Origin of the sequence: Pseudomonas sp. Tn43 (assembly GCF_014192635.1) — a bacterium.
Classification (GTDB): Bacteria; Pseudomonadota; Gammaproteobacteria; order Pseudomonadales; family Pseudomonadaceae; genus Aquipseudomonas.
The window spans coordinates 754,063-776,271 of the sequence record NZ_JACHYG010000002.1; the positions used below are offsets into that span (position 1 = coordinate 754,063).

General features: G+C 55.0%; 22 protein-coding genes and 5 pseudogenes. 12 read left to right on the top strand and 15 right to left on the bottom strand.

From position 1 onward, the window contains the following. Positions 1–48 precede the first annotated feature (48 nt). From FHW68_RS07715 to FHW68_RS07725, 3 genes are read right to left on the bottom strand one after another with little or no spacing between them, the layout of a single operon-like run. A complete protein-coding gene (locus FHW68_RS07715; protein ID WP_183679680.1) occupies positions 49–459 on the bottom strand; it encodes a hypothetical protein in 411 nt (136 codons plus the stop codon). Between the two features lie 49 nt (positions 460–508). Beyond that, positions 509–1,402 (bottom strand): alpha/beta hydrolase, encoded by an 894-nt coding sequence (locus FHW68_RS07720; protein ID WP_183679682.1) that lies wholly within the window; start codon positions 1,400–1,402, stop codon positions 509–511. Positions 1,403–1,409: 7 nt separating this feature from the next. Continuing rightward, positions 1,410–2,393 carry an MBL fold metallo-hydrolase gene (locus FHW68_RS07725; RefSeq protein ID WP_183679684.1) on the bottom strand — a complete coding sequence of 328 codons (984 nt, stop codon included), beginning with the start codon at positions 2,391–2,393 and terminating at the stop codon, positions 1,410–1,412. Between the two features lie 250 nt (positions 2,394–2,643). Between FHW68_RS07725 and FHW68_RS07730 the strand changes: the two genes are divergently transcribed. Beyond that, entirely contained in the window at positions 2,644–3,129 is a 486-nt protein-coding gene (locus FHW68_RS07730; RefSeq protein WP_183679686.1) for a helix-turn-helix domain-containing protein, read from the top strand. Between the two features lie 56 nt (positions 3,130–3,185). Continuing rightward, positions 3,186–3,284 (top strand): annotated as a pseudogene (locus FHW68_RS27500) (Tn3 family transposase); the annotation flags it as partial. A 187-nt stretch (positions 3,285–3,471) separates the two neighbouring features. Here the strand turns inward: FHW68_RS27500 and FHW68_RS07740 are convergent. From FHW68_RS07740 to FHW68_RS27245, 6 genes and pseudogenes are all read right to left on the bottom strand, one after another. Further along, positions 3,472–3,615 (bottom strand): hypothetical protein, encoded by a 144-nt coding sequence (locus tag FHW68_RS07740; protein WP_183679688.1) that lies wholly within the window; start codon positions 3,613–3,615, stop codon positions 3,472–3,474. A gap of 100 nt (positions 3,616–3,715) precedes the next feature. Further along, the gene (locus FHW68_RS07745) at positions 3,716–4,396 is read right to left on the bottom strand and encodes a LysR substrate-binding domain-containing protein (RefSeq protein WP_260296370.1); all 681 of its coding nucleotides are present in this window, start codon (positions 4,394–4,396) and stop codon (positions 3,716–3,718) included. Next, positions 4,378–4,599 carry a LysR family transcriptional regulator gene (locus FHW68_RS27235; protein ID WP_260296371.1) on the bottom strand — a complete coding sequence of 74 codons (222 nt, stop codon included), beginning with the start codon at positions 4,597–4,599 and terminating at the stop codon, positions 4,378–4,380. Before FHW68_RS27235 ends, FHW68_RS07745 begins: the two co-directional genes overlap by 19 nt. Before the next feature lie 57 nt (positions 4,600–4,656). Further along, positions 4,657–5,408, bottom strand: a pseudogene (locus FHW68_RS07750) (Asp/Glu racemase). A 24-nt stretch (positions 5,409–5,432) separates the two neighbouring features. Continuing rightward, positions 5,433–5,942 (bottom strand): hypothetical protein, encoded by a 510-nt coding sequence (locus FHW68_RS27240; protein WP_260296372.1) that lies wholly within the window; start codon positions 5,940–5,942, stop codon positions 5,433–5,435. Between the two features lie 2 nt (positions 5,943–5,944). Further along, complete coding sequence (locus tag FHW68_RS27245; protein WP_260296373.1) at positions 5,945–6,751, bottom strand: MFS transporter; 807 nt, start codon at positions 6,749–6,751, stop codon at positions 5,945–5,947. Positions 6,752–7,565: 814 nt separating this feature from the next. On the opposite strand from FHW68_RS27245, the gene FHW68_RS07760 reads away from it, so the two are divergent. The 4 genes and pseudogenes from FHW68_RS07760 (at position 7,566) to FHW68_RS07775 (ending at position 11,091) form a co-directional block, all read left to right on the top strand. After that, positions 7,566–7,937, top strand: a complete 372-nt coding sequence (locus FHW68_RS07760; protein ID WP_183679671.1) for a tautomerase family protein — start codon at positions 7,566–7,568, stop codon at positions 7,935–7,937. A 353-nt stretch (positions 7,938–8,290) separates the two neighbouring features. Continuing rightward, positions 8,291–9,577, top strand: a complete 1,287-nt coding sequence (locus FHW68_RS07765) for an MFS transporter (RefSeq protein WP_183679690.1) — start codon at positions 8,291–8,293, stop codon at positions 9,575–9,577. A 45-nt stretch (positions 9,578–9,622) separates the two neighbouring features. Beyond that, positions 9,623–9,805 (top strand): annotated as a pseudogene (locus FHW68_RS07770) (benzoate/H(+) symporter BenE family transporter); the annotation flags it as partial. Between the two features lie 17 nt (positions 9,806–9,822). Then, positions 9,823–11,091, top strand: coding sequence for an OprD family porin (locus tag FHW68_RS07775; protein WP_183679692.1), 1,269 nt, complete (start codon positions 9,823–9,825; stop codon positions 11,089–11,091). A gap of 223 nt (positions 11,092–11,314) precedes the next feature. On the opposite strand, the pseudogene FHW68_RS07780 reads toward FHW68_RS07775, so the two are convergent. From FHW68_RS07780 to FHW68_RS07790, 3 genes and pseudogenes are all read right to left on the bottom strand, one after another. Further along, positions 11,315–11,402, bottom strand: a pseudogene (locus tag FHW68_RS07780) (DUF2790 domain-containing protein); the annotation flags it as partial. 57 nt (positions 11,403–11,459) lie between these two features. Beyond that, a complete protein-coding gene (locus tag FHW68_RS07785) occupies positions 11,460–12,329 on the bottom strand; it encodes a helix-turn-helix domain-containing protein (protein WP_183679694.1) in 870 nt (289 codons plus the stop codon). A gap of 537 nt (positions 12,330–12,866) precedes the next feature. Then, entirely contained in the window at positions 12,867–13,904 is a 1,038-nt protein-coding gene (locus FHW68_RS07790) for an AraC family transcriptional regulator (protein WP_183679696.1), read from the bottom strand. A gap of 131 nt (positions 13,905–14,035) precedes the next feature. On the opposite strand from FHW68_RS07790, the gene FHW68_RS07795 reads away from it, so the two are divergent. The 4 genes and pseudogenes from FHW68_RS07795 to lhgO form a co-directional block, all read left to right on the top strand. Then, the gene (locus FHW68_RS07795; RefSeq protein ID WP_183679698.1) at positions 14,036–14,959 is read left to right on the top strand and encodes a 3-hydroxyacyl-CoA dehydrogenase family protein; all 924 of its coding nucleotides are present in this window, start codon (positions 14,036–14,038) and stop codon (positions 14,957–14,959) included. A 23-nt stretch (positions 14,960–14,982) separates the two neighbouring features. Further along, complete coding sequence (locus FHW68_RS07800) at positions 14,983–15,921, top strand: 3-keto-5-aminohexanoate cleavage protein (RefSeq protein WP_183679700.1); 939 nt, start codon at positions 14,983–14,985, stop codon at positions 15,919–15,921. A 98-nt stretch (positions 15,922–16,019) separates the two neighbouring features. Beyond that, positions 16,020–16,124, top strand: coding sequence for a winged helix-turn-helix transcriptional regulator (locus FHW68_RS07805; RefSeq protein WP_311655272.1), 105 nt, complete (start codon positions 16,020–16,022; stop codon positions 16,122–16,124). An 834-nt stretch (positions 16,125–16,958) separates the two neighbouring features. Beyond that, positions 16,959–17,639 (top strand): annotated as a pseudogene (gene lhgO / locus FHW68_RS07810) (L-2-hydroxyglutarate oxidase); the annotation flags it as partial. A 96-nt stretch (positions 17,640–17,735) separates the two neighbouring features. Here the strand turns inward: lhgO and FHW68_RS07815 are convergent. Beyond that, positions 17,736–19,105 (bottom strand): IS3 family transposase gene (locus tag FHW68_RS07815; RefSeq protein ID WP_183679704.1). Its coding sequence is split into 2 segments (ribosomal slippage): positions 17,736–18,637 and positions 18,637–19,105, totalling 1,371 coding nucleotides; the frame shifts between segments, so codons are not numbered across the junction. 135 nt (positions 19,106–19,240) lie between these two features. Between FHW68_RS07815 and FHW68_RS07820 the strand changes: the two genes are divergently transcribed. Together FHW68_RS07820 and tnpB are read left to right on the top strand one after the other, a co-directional pair. Continuing rightward, positions 19,241–19,504: a hypothetical protein gene (locus FHW68_RS07820; RefSeq protein WP_183679706.1), complete on the top strand. Its 264-nt coding sequence runs from the start codon at positions 19,241–19,243 to the stop codon at positions 19,502–19,504. A 35-nt stretch (positions 19,505–19,539) separates the two neighbouring features. Next, a complete protein-coding gene (gene tnpB / locus FHW68_RS07825; protein WP_183679709.1) occupies positions 19,540–19,791 on the top strand; it encodes an IS66 family insertion sequence element accessory protein TnpB in 252 nt (83 codons plus the stop codon). Positions 19,792–20,025: 234 nt separating this feature from the next. On the opposite strand, the gene FHW68_RS07830 is transcribed toward tnpB, so the two are convergent. Both FHW68_RS07830 and FHW68_RS27505 read right to left on the bottom strand, forming a co-directional pair. Continuing rightward, a complete protein-coding gene (locus FHW68_RS07830; RefSeq protein ID WP_183679711.1) occupies positions 20,026–21,477 on the bottom strand; it encodes an aldehyde dehydrogenase family protein in 1,452 nt (483 codons plus the stop codon). A 145-nt stretch (positions 21,478–21,622) separates the two neighbouring features. Further along, entirely contained in the window at positions 21,623–22,159 is a 537-nt protein-coding gene (locus FHW68_RS27505) for a cupin domain-containing protein (RefSeq protein WP_409258742.1), read from the bottom strand. Positions 22,160–22,209 lie beyond the last annotated feature (50 nt).

A 22,209-nucleotide genomic window follows, 5' to 3' on the forward strand; every position in this document is an offset into this window, starting at 1 on the left:
CCTCAGTTGTGTTGTTCAGCTAATACGCGGCGACGAATTGGCCCCGACTTAGCTAAAGAAATCTTGACCGAGTGTTTCTTCGAGTCGCTCTTTCAGGCCAGCCGAGAACTCATGAACGACGGTGAACGGGCTTTGAAAGAGCTTGATATTGTGGACGAGGTCAGACTCATTCCGAGTGATGATGGTGGTGCCGGCGACCGGCTTACCACCGTGGATGGCATCCCACTCAAGGTAAGTCTTCGCACCGTCAACCGTCTCCGCAGTGAACACGAAGTCTTCGTACATCGTACTCGTCGCGGCAAAGAATGCCCCGATGGATGTTGGGCCGACCACGGCTTTGCTTAGGGCTGAGGTCTGAAGGCTGGCGTCAGCAGTGAACGACTTCGCGAAGTCGCTCGTTCCTTTCTTCTTGACGATTTGCATCCATGCTGTTCCCGGTGGGTTGGTGTCAGTAGTCATTACAATCTCCTATCTAGTGTCTGCAGTTTTTGCAGTGTGCGTGCGCGTGCTAGTCAGCGAGGTGCCCGATGAGAAACTCGCCGGCTCTCTGGAGCGCGTCGTGGGCCTGAGGCAAAGAGGCTGTCTGAATGTGCCAGACGTGCAGCATCTCCGGCCAGACCTCAAGGTGCGATTCGCCGCCGGCCGCGCGCACCTTTCTGTCAATTTCAAGCGCGTCGTCGAGAAGTACTTCGTCGCTTCCGACATGTATGAGCAGCGGAGGAAAACCGTGCATGTCGGTGAACATGGGTGAGATGCGCGGATCCTTCAAATCGTGGTTGCCAGCGTAAGCCTCTACCATCTCCCGCATCGCGCTCGCGTTGACCATTGGGTCGCGGTGAGCCAGTTGCGTTAACGAGGGCAGCGTTAGCGTTAAGTCTGCCCATGGGCTAATTAGTAGCGCTGCTCGCACGTCCTTGTGGCCTTTCGAGGCTGCATAGGCCAGAACGTTGAGAGCCATGCCACCGCCACTGGAGTCACCTGTCACGGCGAATGGCTTGCCAAGCGCACGCACTGCTTCGTAGCCGCGGATGGACTCGTCGTAGGACGCCGGAAATGGGTGCTCGGGTGCCTTGGAGTGGTCCAGAACGATGACCTGGGACTTTGCCGCTCGAGACAGCTCTCCGAGCATGCCCAAATGCGAGGCAGGAGAGCCAGCCACCCAGCCACCACCATGGAAATGGTAGATGACTCGGTCCTTAGATGCGCCAGGAGCCGTAATCGCCACTGCGGCTACGCCACCGAGTTGGATCGTCTCGACGGTTAGGTCGGCCGCCGGCGGGTTCGCTTGTGAAATTGCCTCCATGCCGACGCGGAGCGTCTCGATGGTGCGTACGGGATGCGCAAAGTCGAAGGCGAACATCGCATCCCGAAGCTCACGGGCGGAAGATGAATCGTAAGTCATGGTCAGTTCACTCCAGGTTGAGGAAAGTCGCCGGTACCCAGTCGTAGCCCTCGCCGTTGTCGGCTTTGCGAAGACGGCCCAGGCCAGGGAACGGCATGTGGGCTGCGGCAATCATCGTCTTGTCCGCAGCGAGTTTCACCAGCAGGTCTTCACGCGTTTTGACGGCCGACGCGCTGTCTGAGTCGAAGACGATGCTGATTTCCGGATGCGGCATTTGGACGGCGCCAACATGAGCTACGTCGCCCCAGACCAGCAGCGACTGACCCTTTGAGGAAATCATGTAGCCGGTGTGACCGGGCGTGTGGCCGGGGATGGCATACGGTGCAATACCGGGGACGATTTCGGCCATGCCTTCGTACGGCTTCCATTTGCCTGCAGCGATGTAAGGCGCGGCGCCATCCTGTGCGACTTTGAAGAAGATTTTTGCGTCTTCCGGGGCCTTGGCCATGATTTCCTTCGACAGCCAGAAGTCGGCGTCGGCCTTCGTCATCATCACGGTCGCGTTCGGAAAGACGCGTTTCCCGTTTTGGTAAATACCGCCAGCATGGTCAGCGTGAAGATGAGTCAGTAGAACCAGGTCGATCTGCTCCGGTTTATAGCCGGAGGCCTTCAAGTTCTGCACGAGCTTGCCCAAAGTAGGAGGGCCCCAGTGGCCGCCTGCACCGGTATCGATGAGAACGAGTTTGGAGCCAGTGTTGACGAGGAAGCCTTGGACGGTTGCCGAAACATGCTTGGGATCGTTTTGGAAGGAGCGCGCCAAGAGGGACTGAATGAGCGCGGGATCACCGTGTAGGAGGCTGGAGTCGATACTACCGCCGCCGTCATAGAGCGCGGTGACTTCATAGTCGCCAATCATAGTGCGATAGAAGCCCGGAACCTGCTTGTGCTGCATCGGCGCTGCAGCTTGGACCGGTGCCACAGCTGCGAAGGTGCCAGCGAATGCTAACGACACCGCGAGCAGGGTACGCGAAGTGATGGTGGAGAATTTCATAGTGTTTCCTAAACATTGTGTGTGTTGGGGTATATAGGTACGTACAACCGTAATGATCTTCAGCGAAACGCCAGCTCATCGTGCCATGTCGCTGTTACCGTCATTTCGGCCATACGCAGCACCGAATTGCCGCTGTTACCCGTCTTGAAAAGTCCCGATGTTCGATTCTTTTAGCACTTGCAAAGTGCAAGTGGTTGAATAATATTCGCGCTACTTGCATAATGCAAGTGGAAATTTAAGGGGAATAGCAGTGCAGCAAACAAGACGATCGGGCTGCCCGATCAACCTGACGCTTGAGCAGACCGGCGACCGCTGGAGCCTGATCGTTATCCGCGATGTTATGTTTGAGAACAGACGCACTTATGGCGCCCTGCTGGAGAAAAATCAGGAAGGCATCGCCACGAACATCCTTGCAAGTCGGCTGAAACGCTTGACCGCGTCTGGCCTGCTGACACGATGTCCGGATCCGAATCATCAGCAGAAAGGAATTTACAGCCTCACGGAAGCGGCAATACAGCTTGTACCTCTGCTCGCACATATGGCTGCCTGGGGTGTTAGGCATACGCATCCGAGCAAGGAAGCTTCTTTGCGCGCGGAGGTGCTGGAAAAGGGCGGCCCTTCACTTTGGAGTGCCTTGATGGATGAGCTACGTTACCTGCATCTCGGTGCACCACGTCCGGCACGCTCAGTTTTGGACAAGCTCCGGGCCGACGACGAGCAGGCAATTGCTACTTAGTACCAATCTGTGGCGTCATGACATCCACCATGTGGTGCAAAGCTAGCCACGCCTGAATAGCCTTAGCCCTGTGCGAGATGGGGCGCATCGAGCGCACGCTGTTCATTTTGAACTGGCTTCAAAGTGTGGAACTCCGCCGTCAAGCGAATGCAGGGTCTGCCTTTTTTTCTGCGCTTGGCGGTGCGGCTCCTGCCCTTGTAGGTCTGTGCGTGCTGGGCACTTGCCTTAGGCAGGTGTGTGAGTGATGGCGTGAGGCGGTCTTGATGTTCCCTTTACCGTACACGGCATTCTCGCCGTCAAGGGCTGCGCACGCCTTGCGTTCTGGCGGCCGTCACTACTCCCTTAACGCTTGCGCTGCTCCGCGATCCTAGAGTGCTTTCTTCCTGCTTCGGTTGAGTCCAGTATGAGATCGACAAGCGCACCAATGACGTTCAAGTAGTTTGCTTTACTTTGATCGTTGAGTTGTTGTTTGCTTTCGGCAAGCATGCGCAGCTTTCTGGACTTTGCCAGTGCTGCGTTTGGCCGAAACCCATGATCGATGAATCAACGGGTGATTTTACCTTCGAGCCTTTGAGCCTGATATCGCTTACTCCATTTCGAGCAAGTGCTCCAGGAACAATCCCGCCGCGACCGACAACGCCGCTCGCGATCTCACGCACACGCTGAGTTCGCGGGAGGCCCATGGCTCATCCAGCCTGATCGCCTTCGCACCGTCCATTTTGTAAATAGCCGCACTCCCCTCGGGCATGATGCCAATGCCCAACCCGGCCTGAACCATCAGGCACAGCGCGTCGTAACTGGAGACTTCCATACGTATTTTCAGCGAGCGTCCGAGGTCGTTGGCCGCCTTGATCAACTGAAAATTTAGGTGAGTGCCGCTGCGCAAGGCGATGTATTCGTGTTCCAGGGTTTCGCTGAATTTGACCGATTGGCGGTTGGCCAGCGGATCGCCGTTGGGCACCAGCAACACCAGCCGATCGGTGCGAAACGGGAAGACCTCGATGTCGGCGCCATGAGGTAGACGCGTGAAAATACCGATCTCGGCGCGGTTTTCAGCCACAGCCTTGGTGACCGCCAGACTTTGCTTTTCTTCGAGGCTGATGTTGATCAACGGGTACAGCTGCATGAACGACTTGATCAAGCCGGGCAGGAATTGGGTGATCGCGGAGATGTTGGCCAGGACCTGCACCGAGCCACGACGGCCGTAGGAGTATTCGCGCATCTGCACGACAATTTCGTTGAGGTTGTTCAGGGCGCTGCGAGCCATGAACAGCAGAGACAGACCGGCGTCGGTTGGCGAATGCCCTTGTTGGTGCGGTTGAGCAGTTTCGAGTCGAACAGCTCTTCCAGCTCACTGAGCCGCTTGCTGACCGCCGCCGCGGCGATGTGTTCGCGCTTGGCGGCGGCCGCAATGGTGCCTTCTTCAACGACACTGACGAAAGGTCGCAAAGAGACCGGGTCGAGTTTCATGTGAGGTTCCGGATGTCTGATCTGAATGGCCAGCATAGTACCTCCTCCGTCACTGGCTCAGAACGCCCCGGACAACAGATGGCCGGCGTTCGGTACTTTGGCCTCGAGGCCGAGGGTTTTCAGCATCTGGTAAACGGTGGCGACCGACGCCGACAGCACCGGTTTGTCGAGGCGATCCTGTACCACTTGAATCGCAGGCAGCGAAGGCATCTGCACACAGCACGACAGCACCACACCGTCGGCCTGGCCGATATTCAGCTTGTAGGCGTGGGCCACCAGGTTCATAGGGTCCAGACGACCGACTTCAAGGTTGTCGGACACTTCCAGGCTGATGGAGTCAACCACTTCGATGCCGGCCGCCTCGATGTAGTCGATGACCTGCTGGGTCAGCGGTTTCATGTACGGCGTAATGATCGAGATTTTCTTGTAGTCGAGCATGTGCAGGCTATCGATCAGCGCACCGGCGGAGCTGAGTACCGGCGCGTTCGACCGGTTAGAGGCCACGGTCTTGCCCAGGCGTTCTTGCGAGACGCTGTGATAGCCCGGGCCCTGGCACATGATCGCCACCAGGCACGCGTAGGCCATGACATCCACCCGTGCGTCGCTCAGCTCCAGCGCGCAGCGGTCACTGTCGATGTCCATTTTTTCAGCTCTTCGGGGCTGACGTGCATCATGCGCATGCGTGAAGAGTGAAAGGTGAAATGTTCTTCTGGAAACAGCCCGTAGCGCGAGGTCAACATCGCCGGGATTTCGGTTTCCATCGTGGTGTTGGAGCTGGGTACGATTTGGCCGATGCGAAAATTTTTCATGGGTTTCCCTCTGAAGAGTGCAGATCAGTTGCCGCTGGTGAGTTGAACGCCTTTGGTTTCCTGCAACGTGAACACCATGACAGCGGCGATGACGTAGGAAACGGAGGCAAGAGAAATGGTCGCGGTGAAGCCGATTAGCGGGATCAGCACTGGTACCAGCTTGATGCCGGCGATGGCGCCGCCCCGGCCGAAGTTGAAGCAGAAACCTGAGGCGGTCGAACGGATGCTGGTCGGGAATAACTCCGAATACCAAGCGCCGAAGCCGCTGAAATAGCCGGTGAAGAAGCCCAACAGTGCCGCCAGCGAACCGAGGGTGATGACGTTCTGGGTGGTGAACAGCAACTTGCCGTCCGTCAATGGCATCAGGGTCGCCGAGTAGGCAAACACCGGAACCATGATGGCCATGCCGCCAAAAAACACCGCGAACGACAAGCGACGGCCGATGCTTTCAGCCATATAGCCGTAGGCCAGGTAACCAATGGTGGCGCCGATGCCGATCCAGATGACAAATACCGGGGCCTGATCGATACGCACGTTCAGAATTCTTTGCAGGTAAGCCGCATGAAGGTTGTGATGATCCAGTAGCCGTACATGCCCAGTACTGAAATGCTCAGGCCCAGCAGGGTCACTTTCAGGTATTGCGGACGGAAGATTTCCATCAGCTGGCCCTTGTCGCTGTTATTACGCATGAATTCACGGTTGGCCAGCCAGACGGGCGATTCCTTGACGAACAACCAGATGAACACCAGTGTGAAATAGGCCGGGATCGAGGCATAGATGAACAGTCTTCTCCAGGATTCAGGATTACCGCCCTCGAGGAACGTCCAGGCGAAAATCGCCGCCAGCAGACCACCACCCGACCAGCCGGTCTGCATCACCGCAAAGGCCTTGGCGCGACCGGCCACAGGCCAGATCTCCGAAACCAGCGCCGCCGCGGCGGACCACAATCCACCCACGGCGATGCCCACACAAAAGCGGAACACATTGAGCTGCCACAGGCTGTCGGCAAACGCACAGAGCAAGGTGCCGGTTCCATAGACGAACACGGACAGCATCATGGTTTTCTTGCGGCCGATCTTGTCGGAAATGTTGCCGAGGAAGAAACCACCGATCCCGGTGGCCAGCAAAAACCAGGCAACCGTGGAGACCACGTCACCCAGGCCGACGGCGAAGGTCTTGGCGACCGCCAAAAGTACAAAACCAAAGACAGTGGCATCCAGCGCATCAAACAGCCAGGCGGCCCAGGAGCCCCCCAGAGTCACGTAACGCTGGTTGGCGGTCAGTTGGCCGACCCCGTCGACGACAGGAGCTTGCGCCGTGGAGCTGGCGATTAGGGTTTTCATGGTTCAACCTCGCGGGTTTGCGTTTTTATTCTTGGAACCCGTGTACCGAAAGGTGATCGACATCCGGGTGGTCATGTGCAATCGATGTTAGGAGAGGCAAAAGCAGTTCGTATATCAGCCATTCGCGAGCCTGCCATCGCGGATAACGATGGCGGTGAGGGCGGATCGCCGAGAGCAGGGGAGGGCTGGTTGATTACTGTGGTCGGTGCATTTGAAGTAGATCGCAGTCGCTTCGGCCGGTTTTTTTCTTTTTTGGTACCGCACAATCGAAGAGTTGTTGGGCGCCTAGCATCGGAGACACGATCGATTGATTCGCGCAGATGCTCGGCGTAGTGAAGCCCGTCGTTCCCGCGCTCCAGAGACCCGCGAGGCTGCCGGCGCGCCTCTAAGATCCCACCCCTGCAATAATCGAATATCGCGGTTGTCACCTACATATCCCATGATTTAACGAGTTGAAGGGAGTTCGCAGGTCCCAAGGGTGCGTTCGAATTACCGCTGAAATTGCAGCCACTTCGTCGTTAAGCGCCGCCACATCGACAACATGCTTAGCCGCATATAACGGGCAAACAATTACACGGAGAGATTGCGACAAGTTCCTAAATTGCCACAAGCGGGCCATACGCTACGTTGCTGCCATCCAACTGGCCACCGGGGAACCCTCGTATGCCATTTGGCCATGGGCATGGCAACGACTAGATTCCCTCTAACGCTTTTTCATGTCACTTCCATGTAAACGTTGGCGCTGCGCTGCAATCGCCAGCGGCGAAGTTCCGAGAGACTGAGGGCTCAAAAAACTTCCCTCGGAGACAAAAAAATGCCCGTCATTATTTGCGAGTGCAAAGTCGGAATTGAAGCTAGCGTCAAGGCCGAGCTCGCGAGCGAGTTCACGAAGGCGATTAGGGAGATCATCCTTTCGCCACTCGACTTAATCAGCGTCGTGTTCCATGAAAGCACTTCCGAAAACACCTACCGTTCGGGAGAGCCCACTTCCGAAACACTGCTCTTCTGCCACATACGTGATGGCCGCAGCGACGGAGCCATCCTGTCTCTGGCCAAAAAGGTGAGTTTGATTTGGAGCACATCCACCGGACAGCCGGAAGATGAGGTCGAGGTTCTCGTCACACAGTATCCCGCCAAATTTGTCGTGCGCGATGGTGAGCGCCTGCCCGAGGCCCCTCGCGTATGAGTGGTGAATATCGAATTTAGAAAGCTGCTCCTCGCCGGCTGATCTCCAGGACCCAAGAGGTTCAGGCGACCACAGCCGACAACAGGGAGTCTCATTGTGAATGAGCAATTTCCTGCAGATCGCGAGGAACAAGCAGCATTTCTATGCGCTTTCGGGACTTGTTAAATACCGGTCGTGCTTGAGTTTTCTTTGTAACGCCGCGGGGGATGTAGTCATCAATGCTCTCGGCGAGTGTGTGCTCCACAACTACCGCTAGCTAAGGGCGGTCGGGGGCGGTGAAGTTTCGGCTCCGACCGTAGTGACAGGCACAGGATGCTGGAACTCGAATAAAAATAATATGCGGAGATACATTAATGAAATCGACTCACTCTGAGTTGGCGACAACAGAGCTCTCGGTTCTACGCCAACTCCTCGTCGTTCTAGGTGCCGGCTTCGGCGTCATGCTGGGCTGCGGTCCCATCCTCTTCTATTCGTTCGGCGTGATGGTGAGACCTATTACGGAGGCCACAGGATGGGACCGCGCTCACATCGCATCTGCAGGGGGCATGGCAGCGATAGTCTTTGGCGTGATGTCGCCGATGATTGGCGCACTGCTGGACAAGATCAAACCTCGACGCATGGCCTTGCTCGGGATTCCTACGTTTGGTATCGGATTGATGCTCCTGGGGGTGCTCCCCCAAAGCTCGAGTACCTTTGTAGCCACAATGGTGGTCGCCGCAGCGCTCAGCACGCTTCAGTTGCCGCATGCCTATAACTACGTAATTGTCGGCACATTCGAAAAACAGCGTGGGCTGGCGTTGGGCCTTGTCCTGTCGTTTGCGGGCATCGGTATTGCCTTGGCCGCGCCATATGCCGCGTACCTGATCCGAACATTCGATTGGCGCGTCGCTTACATGCTCATGGGCGTGACGGTGATCCTAATCGGGTTACCCAACGCTTTTTGGCTGGTTCGGGACCCACCGGCGCGTGACCCGGTCGCTCACACCGAAACTGGTGGCCACACGCTGCAACAGGCTATGAAGGATCGTCGCTTCTGGGTCCTCATGACCGCGTTTGCACTGATTGCGGCGGCCGTAGGCGCTGCCACTGTGCATTTGCCCGTCGTGCTTGGTGATCGTGGCATAAGTGGCGAAACGGCGGCGACCGTGGTCAGCCTTGTGGGTATTGCCACCATCGTCTCTCGTGTACTTTTCGGGTTTATTCTCGATCAAGCGAACCCAGTGATAGTCACCTCGCTGGTTTTCCTCGCACCAACGGTTGGGTTACTGCTGCTGTCGTTGAACGGTGAACCAGCGTTGGCCTTTGTTGCTGCCGTGCTCATTGGGATTGGGCTAGGTGTGGAGGTGGACGCAGTGTCTTTCCTCGGCGCTCGAGCATTCGGCCTTGAGCACTTCGGTAAAATCTTTGGGGTGCTGTTTCTGGCAATCTGTCTCGGCCTGGGACTGGGCCCAGTCATCCTGGCATTCGTTGCTCGAGAGTGGGGCTATTCGCCAGCACTCCAGTTGGTCTCATTCATGTCGTTCGCCGCCTCACTGTTAGTGCTGACACTGTATTCGAGCTTTCAAGCATCGAAACATAGTTCGCCAGGTGTATCTAGGCTGCTGCCAATTTCAAGACACCTAGTTAGGGTTTCAGATTAAACCGGCTGAAGCTGCCAACGCGAAGTGGTCTGTTGGCCAGAATGAATGGCACATCGCAGTGTTCGCGAAGCGGCGCTGGTGACCTTCCTCACCACCGCGTCGGGCATGTTGCTGTGGAGTTTGCCCGCAACTTTCTGGGGGCTGATTTTCGGCATGGTCACTCACCTTTTATTAAACGCCCGTCGCGACAGCGCTGCGGCTGAAGCACTTCAACCTGTCGATCAATAAAAATAAGAGAAAAAACAATGAAACAGATTCTTCCAACAACCGGTTCAGTGTTGTCCATGGCGGTCGTCTCGAGTTTCTCCGCTGGTGCGATGGCGGCCGAGAGTGGCTTCATCGAAGACACCACCGCCACCTTGCAAGCACGCAATTACTACTTCAGCCGAGACTTTTCCGACATCGTCGGGGCCAACCAGCAATCGAAGGCTGAAGAGTGGGCGCAGGGCTTCATCCTCAACGTCAAATCCGGTTACACCCAGGGCCCCGTCGGTTTTGGTGTGGATGTTATTGGCCTGCTCGGCCTCAAGCTCGACAGCAGCCCGGATCGGGTCAATACCGGTTTGCTACCGGTGCAGGGTGACGGGCGCGCGGCGAATGAATACAGCCGTCTGGAAGGCGCGTTGAAGGTGCGTGTCTCCAAAACCGAACTGAAGGTGGGCGAGCTGCAACCGAACGTGCCAGTGCTGGCTTTCAGCGATATCCGTCTGCTGCCGCCCAGTTATCAAGGCGCGAGCATCAGCTCGAGCGAGATCAATGGCCTGACTGTGCAGGGCGGCCACTTGAGTTCCACCAGCCTGCGCAACGAGGCCGGCGACGAAAAAATGCAAGCCATGCTCGGTCATGTACCACAGCGTCAGGTCAGCAGTGATGGCTTCAACTATGCCGGTGCCGATTACGCCTTCAACGATAAACGCAGCTCGGTCAGCGCCTGGTTCGGGCAACTGGAAGATATCTACAACCAGCGCTTTCTCGGGCTCAAGCATAACGAGCCGTTGGGCAACTGGATCCTGGGCGCCAACCTTGGGTATTACGATTCGCGCGAAGACGGCAAAAAGCTGCTGGGCAACATCGACAACCAGGCGTTCTTCTCCTTGCTATCGGCCAAGCGTGGCGGCCACACGTTTTATGTCGGCTATCAGGGCATGTACGGCGACAGCCCCTTTCCGCGAGTCTTCGCCAACATCTCCCCGCTGGGCAACGAGGTGCCGACCTACGAGTTCGCCTACACCGACGAGCGCTCCTGGCAGGCGCGTTACGACTACGATTTCGCAGCCCTCGGTGTGCCGGGGCTGACCAGTACCGTGCGCTACATCACCGGCAACAACGTCGACACCGGCAAGGGGTTTGAAGGCAAGGATCGCGAGCGTGATCTGGACATCGGCTATGTGCTGCAGAGCGGCAGCCTCAAAGGCCTCGGGATCCGTGTGCGCAACGCGATGGCTCGCTCCAACTACCGCAGTGATATCGACGAGAACCGTCTGATCCTCAGTTACACCTGGACTCTGCTGTGACAATTGAAAAAGAACAGTCACCGTACAAAATCGGCTTGCACGTCAAGCTTGAGCAATTGACCGAGTCCGTGAGTGGCGTTGGACTCGATGGATGAAATGCAAAGCGGTGCGGTGGCTAGGGGGAGGTGGTCGAACGGGTCCTGGCGCGCTTGGCCGACTTGCATGATTTGGCGTTGCAGGTGAAACGGTTGATCGTGTGAGGCGTGCGGTGCCTGGTGTCACTGTTGCTGGTGCAGTTGCCCATGACTTTGGTACGTCACTTTGTGCGTCTGGCCTTGATGATCGATGTAGACCATGGTCGTCCCGAGAACCGCTTGATTTTGAATGACCCCCATTAGGTTCCTTTAGCCGTGACTAGCCCGTGACGCTTATCTGGTTACAGCTTTACGAAAATCAGACGGCGTCACGCCGGTTGCCTTCTTGAATGCGGTGCAGAAGTGCTGAGCATGGCTGAAGCCGCAATCCAGTGCGACTTCAGTTGTGGTACGACTGGGATCCAAGAGGAACAACTTAGCCTGATTGAGACGCAGACTGTAAATAAAGCGCAACGGTGTCTGCCCGGTACTTTCCCTAAAAGCCCGCATGAAATGACGGGGACTGATACCTGCGACTTGCGCCAAGCCCTCAATCGTGAACGGATTTGATAAGTCGGTTTGGATGTAGTCGATAACGTGCCGCAAGCTCGCAGGAGCGAGTCCGCCGCGCGGCTGAATACGAACTGTCTGACTACCGTCAGCCCTCGCCAGTTGGACGAGTGCCTGCATTGCCCAACCTTCGGCGAACAATTCGTAAAGGTTGTCTGCATTGCACGCTTCGCGGCAGAGGGCCGAAAGGCTATGTTGCAGGTCTTCGTTCCCAAAGGAAATTAGCGGTCGATTAAAGTGGTAACCAGCATCAGACGCAACGGTTGGGTCGAGAAAGACCACCATGTAGTCGAAATACGGAGCAACATCGAACTCGCCTTCGATTGATGTGGAGGCTGGAAAAAGCGCAAGATTAGTTCTCTGTTGAATTCCGGAATGTGTGCGCTGCCCGTCGAGCTCCAGATGCAATTCTTTGAGGCCGTTCCGAAACCAAAAGAGCGCCAGCCGCGGTTGGCGAAAACGCCAGGTGATGGGCCCATTCGCCCGGCGCGCAAGGACTTCGACATGCGTCGTGCGAGAGTCAACAATTACGCCGGAAACAAGTTCCCCCCCGACCTCGCGATATTGAGCTTGTGAGTCTAGGCGATCATGCATTGCTTGCCTCCGCTTCAGACCTCCCGTGGTCATTTTTATACGTACGTTGCTGGATAAAGGTATCGCTGATGGATGGGCTTCATCGCCTTCGCTTTGCCTCCAAACATTGTACACCTTGGTGTGCTGGCTGGACCGAGTAGCCGTTCTCGTTCGTGGCGAGGTCTCTTCGATCGGCATATGCCAATCGGCCGGATCTCTTAGGGATGGTTCGTTGGCTACTTGGCGTGGTGAGAATGCCGTGGGGATTAACTAGGGTTTCACGCCTTAAAAGCGCACGAACCAAGAGGGTAGGTCGTGGAAGTTAATCTGCCCTACGTCTATCACATGCGGAAACCGGACGAAATGAGGGACTCACAGGTCATGATGCATCGAACAGATATGGGCATGAACAGGCACTCTTATTCTGTGATTGGACTGGTTGTCGGGTAGCTCCTCCACGTGGACCTACGTGCTCCATAGTACGAACCCCGACTACTGAATACGAGGTCGTGAGCGGCCTCATAAAGGTCATAATCGGACACTGCACAACCCGATCTATTAGTTTATTTCATCGCGTATTTGACGGGGAGTTTTGCCAGTCCAGCGTTTAAATGCGCGCCGAAAATTGGCGTTGTCACTGAATCCAATTTTCGCCGCAATGTCTTCAGTACTCATTTTTGTTGTTTGCAGGTATTCGATTGCCAAGCTGCTCCTGACATCGTCGAGAATCGCGCCGTAGTCTGTATTTTCAGCTTCCAGTTTTCTGCGCAGCGTCCTGGTGGTCAAACGCATGCACTGCGAGACCTTTTCCATTGTTGGGAACTGGTTCGGAGTCAGCATCATTAGCTGATATACCTCTCCCGCTACCCCAGACGAAGTCTTGGCCTTACCTATCAATCGATCACATGTTTCCTGGAGCATGATTCTCGACAGTCGATTGGCCAAGTGTGGTGCATGGGACAGGATTTTCTGGGGGTAATGGAGTTCGGTGACAGGACAGTCAAATATGCACTCACAGCCGAGAAATCGCTCATACCTGGCCTTATCTGAGGGTAAAGGAAACGCGAAAAGCGCCTTGATGGGCTTACAATCCGGACCTGCAGCGTCTTTTAGATGAGTGACATGCTGCGCCATCTGTTGCCGTATCAAAAATTCGCGAGTCTGCGCGCTCATCAAATGGCTATAGACATCGGAGAACTCCCAGATAGCAGCCTCAGCTTCCTCGCGCCAACTGATATGAAGCGTAGGCGTAGCAAGGACGTGGTATTTCACTCCAAATTCGAAAAAGTCGCGAAGCGTCAAACTGCACATCAACGCATACCCGTACATTCCATATGCCGAGAGGTGCATGCGGGAGCCAACTTGGAAAGCTGTTGAGGAGTCGGCGGATGCTCTTATCACATTGTCACAAGCGTCGATGTACTGACGAATGGAAGTCAACGTATTTGGGTCACTGATCTGGGAGGCGTCGAGTTGGGTTCGCTGGAGTACCACGTCAGAGGTAATGCCTTGCTCCGCAACGGTTTCGACCAGCGTTGCAATCTTGTAGGGAGCGAAGATTTTCTGATTTAGAAAACCCTGAATCGGTGCAGGCATGGCAGGCGATCTCCTGAGATGTCCGAATGGGACTAGAAGCTGTCTCAATGGAACCTTACCAACTAAATCGCACACTCGTAATATGGCTCTAACAAAAAAAGCCCAATGGGCTTAATAAGATTGGAGTCAGCATGCAAAAGATTCTTCATGCTTGCATCATCGGTGCTGGCCTCATGGGCCATGGTATCGCCCAGGTGTTCGCTCAAGCTGGCCATAAGGTCACCATATTTGACCCTGACGCGGCGACCCTCGACGTCGCGCCGCAACGAGTTGCCCACAACCTTGAACAGATGGGACTCACTTCAGGCCCAGTGCTCGCCAATATCTTCCTCGCTACAGATTTGCAGATAGCTGTGGCTGACGCCGACATCGTCGTTGAGGCAGTGTCCGAGCGCCTGGAACTTAAGCAGCAATTGTTTGCTGATGTCGCCAGGTTCGCTCCCCGTCACACTGTTTTGGCCAGTAACACCTCGGTTATTCCTATTACAGCCATTGGTGAACTGCTTGATGCGGATGCGCGGGGACGCTTGGTCGGGACGCATTGGTGGAATCCGCCTCATCTTGTTCCCTTGGTTGAGGTGGTGCGTACCGAATACACCTCTGAAAAGGTATTTGATTCGACGTTCGAGTTGCTGCTGAGTTTGGGCAAATCCCCCGTCAAAGTTCATCGAGACGTCGCGGGGTTTATCGGCAACCGTCTTCAGCATGCGATGTGGCGCGAGGCTATTTCGTTGGTATCAAAAGGGGTCTGCGATGCCGAGACCATCGATACCGTTGTAAAGCAAAGCTTCGGTATGCGACTGCCCTTTTTAGGACCGATGGAGAACGCGGATCTGGTGGGCCTTCAGCTTACCAAACTCGTCCATCAGGTCATTTTTCCTGACCTGTGTAACGACCTTGAACCAAACCCTTTGCTTAATGCGTTATTGGAGCAGGGGCATGAGGGCATGCGCACAGGCCAAGGACTGCGCGCATGGACACAAGAACAGGCCGATGAGGTTCGTACGCAACTGGCGTTGCGACTGATTACTTCAGTGCAAAAACCAGCTATTTGATTGCCCTAGTCGAGAAGATGACTATGAATAATAAAAATCGCAAAATCATCATTACATGTGCTGTCACAGGCGCAATGCACACGCCGACAATGTCGGAGTATCTGCCAATCACTCCGGAGCAAATTGCACAGCAAGCGATTGAGGCTGTTGAGGCAGGTGCATCGATTGTTCACCTGCATGCTCGTGATCCTATCGATGGGCGACCATCTCCGGATCCCGCACTGTTTGATCAGTTTGTGCCGGAGATTGCCCGCCAGACAGGCGCGGTTATCAACATCACCACTGGCGGCAGCACGCGGATGACGTTGAAAGAACGACTTGCATATCCACTACGTGCCAGACCAGAAATGTGCTCACTGAACATGGGCTCGATGAACTTTTCCATCCACCCAATCGCTCGGAAAATCGATCATTGGCAGCATGATTGGGAAAAGCCCTATGTTGAGGGGATGGAAGATTTGATCTTCCGGAACACGTTCAAAGACATCAAACACATCATGCAAGAACTGGGTGAGTCTGGTACGCGCTTCGAGTTGGAGTGCTATGACGTCGGGCACTTATACAATCTTGCGTACTTTGTGGACGAAGGGCTGATCAAGCCGCCGTTCTTCATTCAGTCCATATACGGAGTTCTCGGAGGACTTGGCCCTGACCCTGAGAACTTGGCAATGATGCGCGGTGTCGCCGACCGTCTTTTCGGTCGAAGCAGCTATGAGTTTTCCATCCTCGGGGCAGGTCGTCACCAGATGCCGCTTTTGACTGTGGGTGCAGTTATGGGTGCGCACGTTCGTGTCGGCCTAGAGGACAGCATCTACCTTGAAAAAGGAGTGATGGCCAAAACCAACGCGGATCAAGTCAGAAAAATCCGCCGAATCCTCGAGGAGTTGTCATATGAAATTGCGACTCCCGACGAAGCTCGTCAGATTCTGGGCTTGAAAGGCGCAAATAACGTGGGTTTCTAAGCATTTTGGAGAGGGCTTGTTCAACGCCTTCGTACTATTGGCCGGCGGGAAGGACGTTGTAATCGGCGCCCACGACTGAGGTGTGTCTATACCCGCAGGTGCCGCCTAGGATGAAGTATCCGCTCACGCCTATCGGCCATGCACTTGGGGCGTCAATCCGGGCGTTGATTGAATGGGCAGAGATGAGGCGCGATCACGTCTAAGCACTATCGAATCCCTAGTCTTCAAGTGGAACGCGGCGTTCGAGATGCGATTGCCGAGCGCTCACTCTGATCGAGTAAGGTGTCGTGGCCGACGCCAAACGTGATCCACGTGCCGACGCACGGCTACCTCATTTAGCCGCTCGTTCACACCTATAGTAACCGTCCGGTCAGTACCCACTCCTGACCGACTCCAAAATTAGCAAAAATAGTGTCCATCATTTTTTAATGGACACTATCTTGGATACGGCTCCCGCTCGTCGCCACGGTCGCCGCCCGAACTTCCCAACCGTATTTAAACGCCAGGTCGTCGAAGCTTCATACCAACCCGGCACCTCAGTGTCGATGATCGCAAGCTTATTCCTTTATGAAATAAGCATAATAAAATATATTCCTTGATCACAGTGGTCACCATGCTACCTTGCTGTCACCGGACCGCCGGATATGTTCAATCCTATTCTTATGGTACGACTATGTCCGGCGCCCGAATCTTCCAAATCAGCCTTGAGGCTCTGTCTTATGACAGAGCTCATGTCGCGATTTCTCACGCCGGCAGTATCCGCATCAGTCCTTGTGCCTCCATTGCCGTTCCATTCGTTACCGGCAAACCTCTCCCTTGTCAGGCCAACAGCGAAGCCTGCAGTGCAATCAGCGAAGGCTTGGCATTTCTGCTCTACGCCATGTGAATCATCGCTGTTGGGCACTTCCATACCGTTAGTCCAGCCAATCATCTTCAGATAATGCCCGGTGTATGGGGTTGCAGCTTGAAGTGTGAGTGATTGGACGCTTGTTCCGAGCAAGATCTATCACGACTAACAACAATGCCAAACTATTTGAGAGTACACAGGTAGGTTTTTGATTTCTTGCTCGGGGCTGATGGCCGACCGCGTTGTGAAAATGCTTGGGATAGAACCGGACTTCACAATCTGTCCGTTCAGGGGTGAATACTATCTTTTGCCTAAGCAGCACAACAAAATTGTCAATCACCTGATCTACCCAATACCTGATCCTTCGATGCCGTTCCTAGGCGTTCATCTGACACGCATGATTGACGGTACAGTGACTGTCGGGCCAAACGCGGTATTAGCACTCAAGCGCGAGGGGTACAAGAAATCGGATGTTTCGCTCCGAGATGTGGCCGAGATGCTCACAAACCCTGGGATTTTGAAGGTGCTGAAGAATAACCTGAAGCCGGGCTTGGTTGAGATGCGGAACTCGCTATTCAAGGGCGGTTACTTGAAGCTGGTACAAAAATACTGCCCTTCGATCACAAAGACGGATCTGATGCCTTATCCTGCTGGAGTTCGAGCACAAGCTGTATCTCGGGATGGTAAGCTGATTGACGACTTTTTGTTCGTTACAACTCCACGAAGCATTAATGTGTGCAATGCTCCTTCTCCTGCTGCGACTTCCGCCATCCCTATCGGTGCGCACATCGTTAGTAAGGTAAAGGAGCAGGTTGGCTCTAAATCGTTCTTTCCTCTTCGGGGTGAATTATCCGCGAAGCAAACTAGCTAGGTCGTAAGCGTCCAGTGGACACACTTTCAGAATTCAAGAGTTAAGGGCGATGGCGTCCGCCTATGTTTGATCTGACCCCGAAAAGTTGGACGCCTTCTATGCCCGCCGTGCTTGAGTCCTGTATTCCACAGGGCTCAGGCCGCTTAGCTTTAGCCTGATTCGCGAATGATTGTAGTAGTGTATGTAGTCCCCCAGCCCCGCTTCAAGCTCATCGAGATTGTTGAATTTGTTCAGATAAAAGAACTCGGATTTCAACGTACCGAAAAAACTTTCCATAGCTGCATTGTCATAGCAATTTCCTTTGCGGGACATGCTTGGCTTTACTGCACGCTCGTTCAGCACGCGGCGGTAAATAGGCATCCGGTACTGCCATCCCTGGTCGGAATGCAAGATTGGTTTATCGCGCGGCCGCAGCCGCTCAAAAGCTTGCCGTAGCATCGCACCGACCATGTCGAACAGCGGGCGCCTGGCGGTCTTGAAGGCGATGACTTCGCCGTTGTACAGGTCAAGTATCGGTGAGAGGTAAAGCTTCTGCCCGCCGACCCGAAACTCCGTCACATCGGTTACCCATTTCTGATTCGGTCGTTTGGCATCGAACTTCCGCTTCAGCAGGTTCGGCGCTACCTGACCCTCTTCGCCTCTGTAGGCGCGGTATTTCTTTATGCGCACACGGCTTTTCAACTGAAGTTCGCCCATGAGGCGCTGAACAGTCTTGTGGTTCACGAGGTGGCCAGCTCGTCGAACGGCAGCAGTGATACGGCGATAGCCATATCGGCCCTTGTGCTCGTCGAAAATTGAGCAAATTCTGGTCTTCAACACCGCGTATTTATCAACAGCTTGCTGCACCTTTTGTTGATAGTAAAACGTGCTACGGGCCAGGCCCGCCAGCTTCAGAAGGCCTTCCAGAGGGTGCTGTTGCCTCAGTTCAATCACGATTTGCGCTTTTTCCGCTGCGCTGCTCGTTCCTTCGCTTGAACCAAGGCATCGAGCTTTTTTAAATAAGCATTTTCCATCTGCAACTGGTTCAATTCGGCCAGCAAATCATCACGCGTACGAGCTTCGTCGTCCGAAGATTCAAGCTGGGTGGACGGGTTGGGTTTTGTCATTTTTTTGTGAAGTCCGCTTCCTGGCTGCCGAGACAAGGCCTCCAAACCGCCTTCATCATACCGGCGCTCCCATTCGCCAATGATGTCGGATTTCCGGATATCAAACAGTGAGGCGACTTGGCGATAGGACAGCTCTTCCTCTCGCATGCGCTGCAATACACTCAGCTTGAATTCAGGGCTGTAGTTCTTCTTTCTCTTACTTTTGAGACCTGCGGCACCAAGCGCCTGATATGCCGCGATCCACTTTCGAAGCGATGAAGCATCTACCCCGTGACGATGCGCGACCTCTCTGTGACCTGCGCTGCCCGAGCAGTAATCCTCAACAACCGACAATTTCGTCTGCTCTGTGTATTTTTTCATGACACCCCCCGATGGTGATGTCCAACTTTTCGGGGTCAGATCAGTTTTAGCGGACGCGATTACTCTAATTGCTAGGATTTCCATGCCCCAACGATGCTCTTAGTCTAAACCCGTTAAAATCCAAGTTGTGCAGGAATGCCTCCAACTTGGCGCCACGTTTCGAGCGTCGCCATCAGCCACGGCATCAACGCCAACGTCTTCCGCAAGTGGCTGCTTATTTACCGCGACAAACGCGCAGCATCGCTGCCAGCATTCGTGCCACTGCAACCGATGCGCAAGCGTCACGCTGATGAGGTGATAGTTATCACGCCGCCGCTGGACGACAATTCCAACACGGTCAGATGGCCCGTCTCCGACCCGTACGGCTGCGCCCGCTTCACTCGCAGTCTTTTTCGATGATGCGTATCGGCGCCATATAGTTCGCCACCGAGCCCATGGGCGTGCGCGCAGGTACTGATACGGCGCTGGCCCGGGTGATGGCGGTAGTTGGTGTGGCGAAGCCGCACTGCGCCTATCTGTTTGCCAACCAACGCGCCAATCGGATGAAAGTACTGGTGCATGATGGTGTAGGCATCTGGCTTGCAGCACGGCGATTGAACCAGGGAGCATTCCATAGGCCTGGCACTGACCGTGGGCTGGAAGTCGAACTCGACGCTGAACAACTGCAACCGCTGATGCTCGGGTAGGTGCTGCGGCGGTCGGTCTTAAGACCGCGCAGGGTGACTATGCCGTCGACGTTGTAGGCCCTGTCTGGGGAGGATGGAAAAGTCGATGCCTGGGATCAGAGCTGCGCTATTGGATTGCCAAAAGAACTTGAGCAAAGCGCTTCGAGTTGTGTCCTGACGCATGCAGGAACTGCCGATGCCGACGGCGATCGGGTCTTGATCGCCGCCGGCATACCTGTTGCCGCTCGTGTGGAGTCAGGCGAGTTGATACGCCGTTTTCACACGGGTGAAAAATTGCCTAGCGTGCGTGCCTTGCTCTCGAGAGCCTAGGCTCGAAGCACCATTGCCACCAAATGGCACATGGTAGTCCACGCCTGCCGTAGCCAGGTTTACCATCACCATGCCAGCTGAGCTGTTACGTTTGAAGTGCTCGGAATGCTTCAGCGACGTGGTGATGATCCCGGCAGACAGGCCAAAAGGTGTATCTTCCGCTGCGGCAAATGCCTCCTCATAGTTTTTTACTTTCAGCACGCTGAGAACGGGGCCGAAAATCTCCTCCCGGTAGATCCGCATCTTTGGGCTGACGTCAGTGAAAAGCGCTGGTGAGAAGAAGAAACCTCCAGATTCATGATGTAGGTGCTCGCCACCGCACACCAGTTTGGCACCTTCCTCGAGGCCAAAGCGGACATAGGAAAGGTTCTGTTCTAGCTGTCGGCCGTCTACGACAGGACCAACATTTGTGCTTGCGTTCAGCGCATCACCGATTGTCAGTGCACGGGTTTTTTCGGCTAGAGCTGCTACGAGACGGTCATGAATTTGCTCGGTGACGATCAGTCTGGAGCTTGCGGTACAGCGTTGACCCGTGCTGTAGAACGAACCATTGAGCGCTGCTTCAACTGCTACGTCCAGGTCAGCATCGTCCAATACAACCAGCGGGTTTTTTCCCCCCATTTCTAGTTGCACTTTCTTCATTCCCTCTGCGGCCAGCTGGGCGATTTGTCGGCCAGTGTGCTCGGAGCCAGTGAAGCTGATGCCATCGATCTCTGGAGAGCGAATGATGGTGTCTCCCACGCTGCGTCCTGGGCCTATCAGCATGTTGAACACGCCCGCTGGCACGCCGGAACGAGAGATGATCTCCGCAAGAGCCCAGGCGGACGAGGGCACGAGTTCCGCTGGCTTGAAAACCACGCAGTTGCCGTAACACAGGGCGGGAGCAATCTTCCAGGCCGGAATTGCGATAGGAAAATTCCAGGGCGCGATGATCCCGATTACGCCAAGTGGTTGGGTAAAAACGTCAATCCCAACATCGTCCCGGACGGATGGGTACTTTTCACCTTCGGCTCTCAGCGCTTCTTGAGCGTAAAACTTGAAGGATCGACCAGCACGCTCTGCTTCGCCGATAGCCTCGCGCAGAACTTTGCCTTCTTCTCGAGCCAGAAGGGCGCCCAGCTCTTCCTTGCGTTGGAGGATCTCGCTCCCGATAAAGTCAAGAGCGTCCGCTCGCAGTTGCGGGTTACTCCGAGCCCAGGCGGGAGCGGCACTTCGGGCCGCTTGAATTGCCCGCTCTGTAAGCAATTTGTCTGCTCTTGCAAAACGTTCAACAACTTCACTAGGGTTGGATGGATTCCGATTTTCCAGCAGATCAGTGCCGTGGTCGTACGAAACAAACGAGCCGTCTACAAAGCTGCTTTTAATTTTTGATGTCACAGAATGATGTCCTTTACCTGCTGGTTTAGGTCGATCTAGATGGAGGCGGTGGTGGAGAGACAACGCTTGCCCCAGACGTTTCACGCGCCGCAGCCGGTGGCTCACTTGTGTGGCGTGAGAAAATGGGAGCAGCCTGCTATCGCATTTAGGCCTCGTGGCATCCGATCATTACGAAGAGAGCCCTAGCTATCTTGTCGCTCTTGTTACGCCAAGCATGTCGAGTGGCTTGTTGTACTACCACATCACCAGGCAAGACCCGTCGAGATTCACCATCGTCTAGCTCCAGCCACAGCTCACCCTCGAGAAGAATGCCGTAGTCAATAGTTGGGGTTGTATGCATTCCAGGGTTGCTCGAGTCGAAAGTGTCGAAAAGGCCGGGGAGATGCTGACCTAACTCCGCTGCTGCGCTCTGACCATCAAGGGGATTTGCCATGACTGAGTCGGGAGGGAAGTCGAAGATTGCGATGCTTGTGCCACCTAGCGGTGGAAGCAGTGAAGGCGAGTTGAAGGTTGGGTCACTCTGGAGTGAAACTGGCACTGGGCGCGGAGGAGTGGTCCAGAGCTGAGCCATAGCGTGCCCTGGAATCGAAGCAAACGAGTGAGCGCGTGGAGCCTCACCGTCCGATAGGAACACTGACTTTCCCGATTGATCGTGACCCGTAACGATGCGCCTAATTTTCATTAGTTTTCTCGCGATGAAGGCTGCGTATGGCTTGAAGAAGCGAGGGGAAG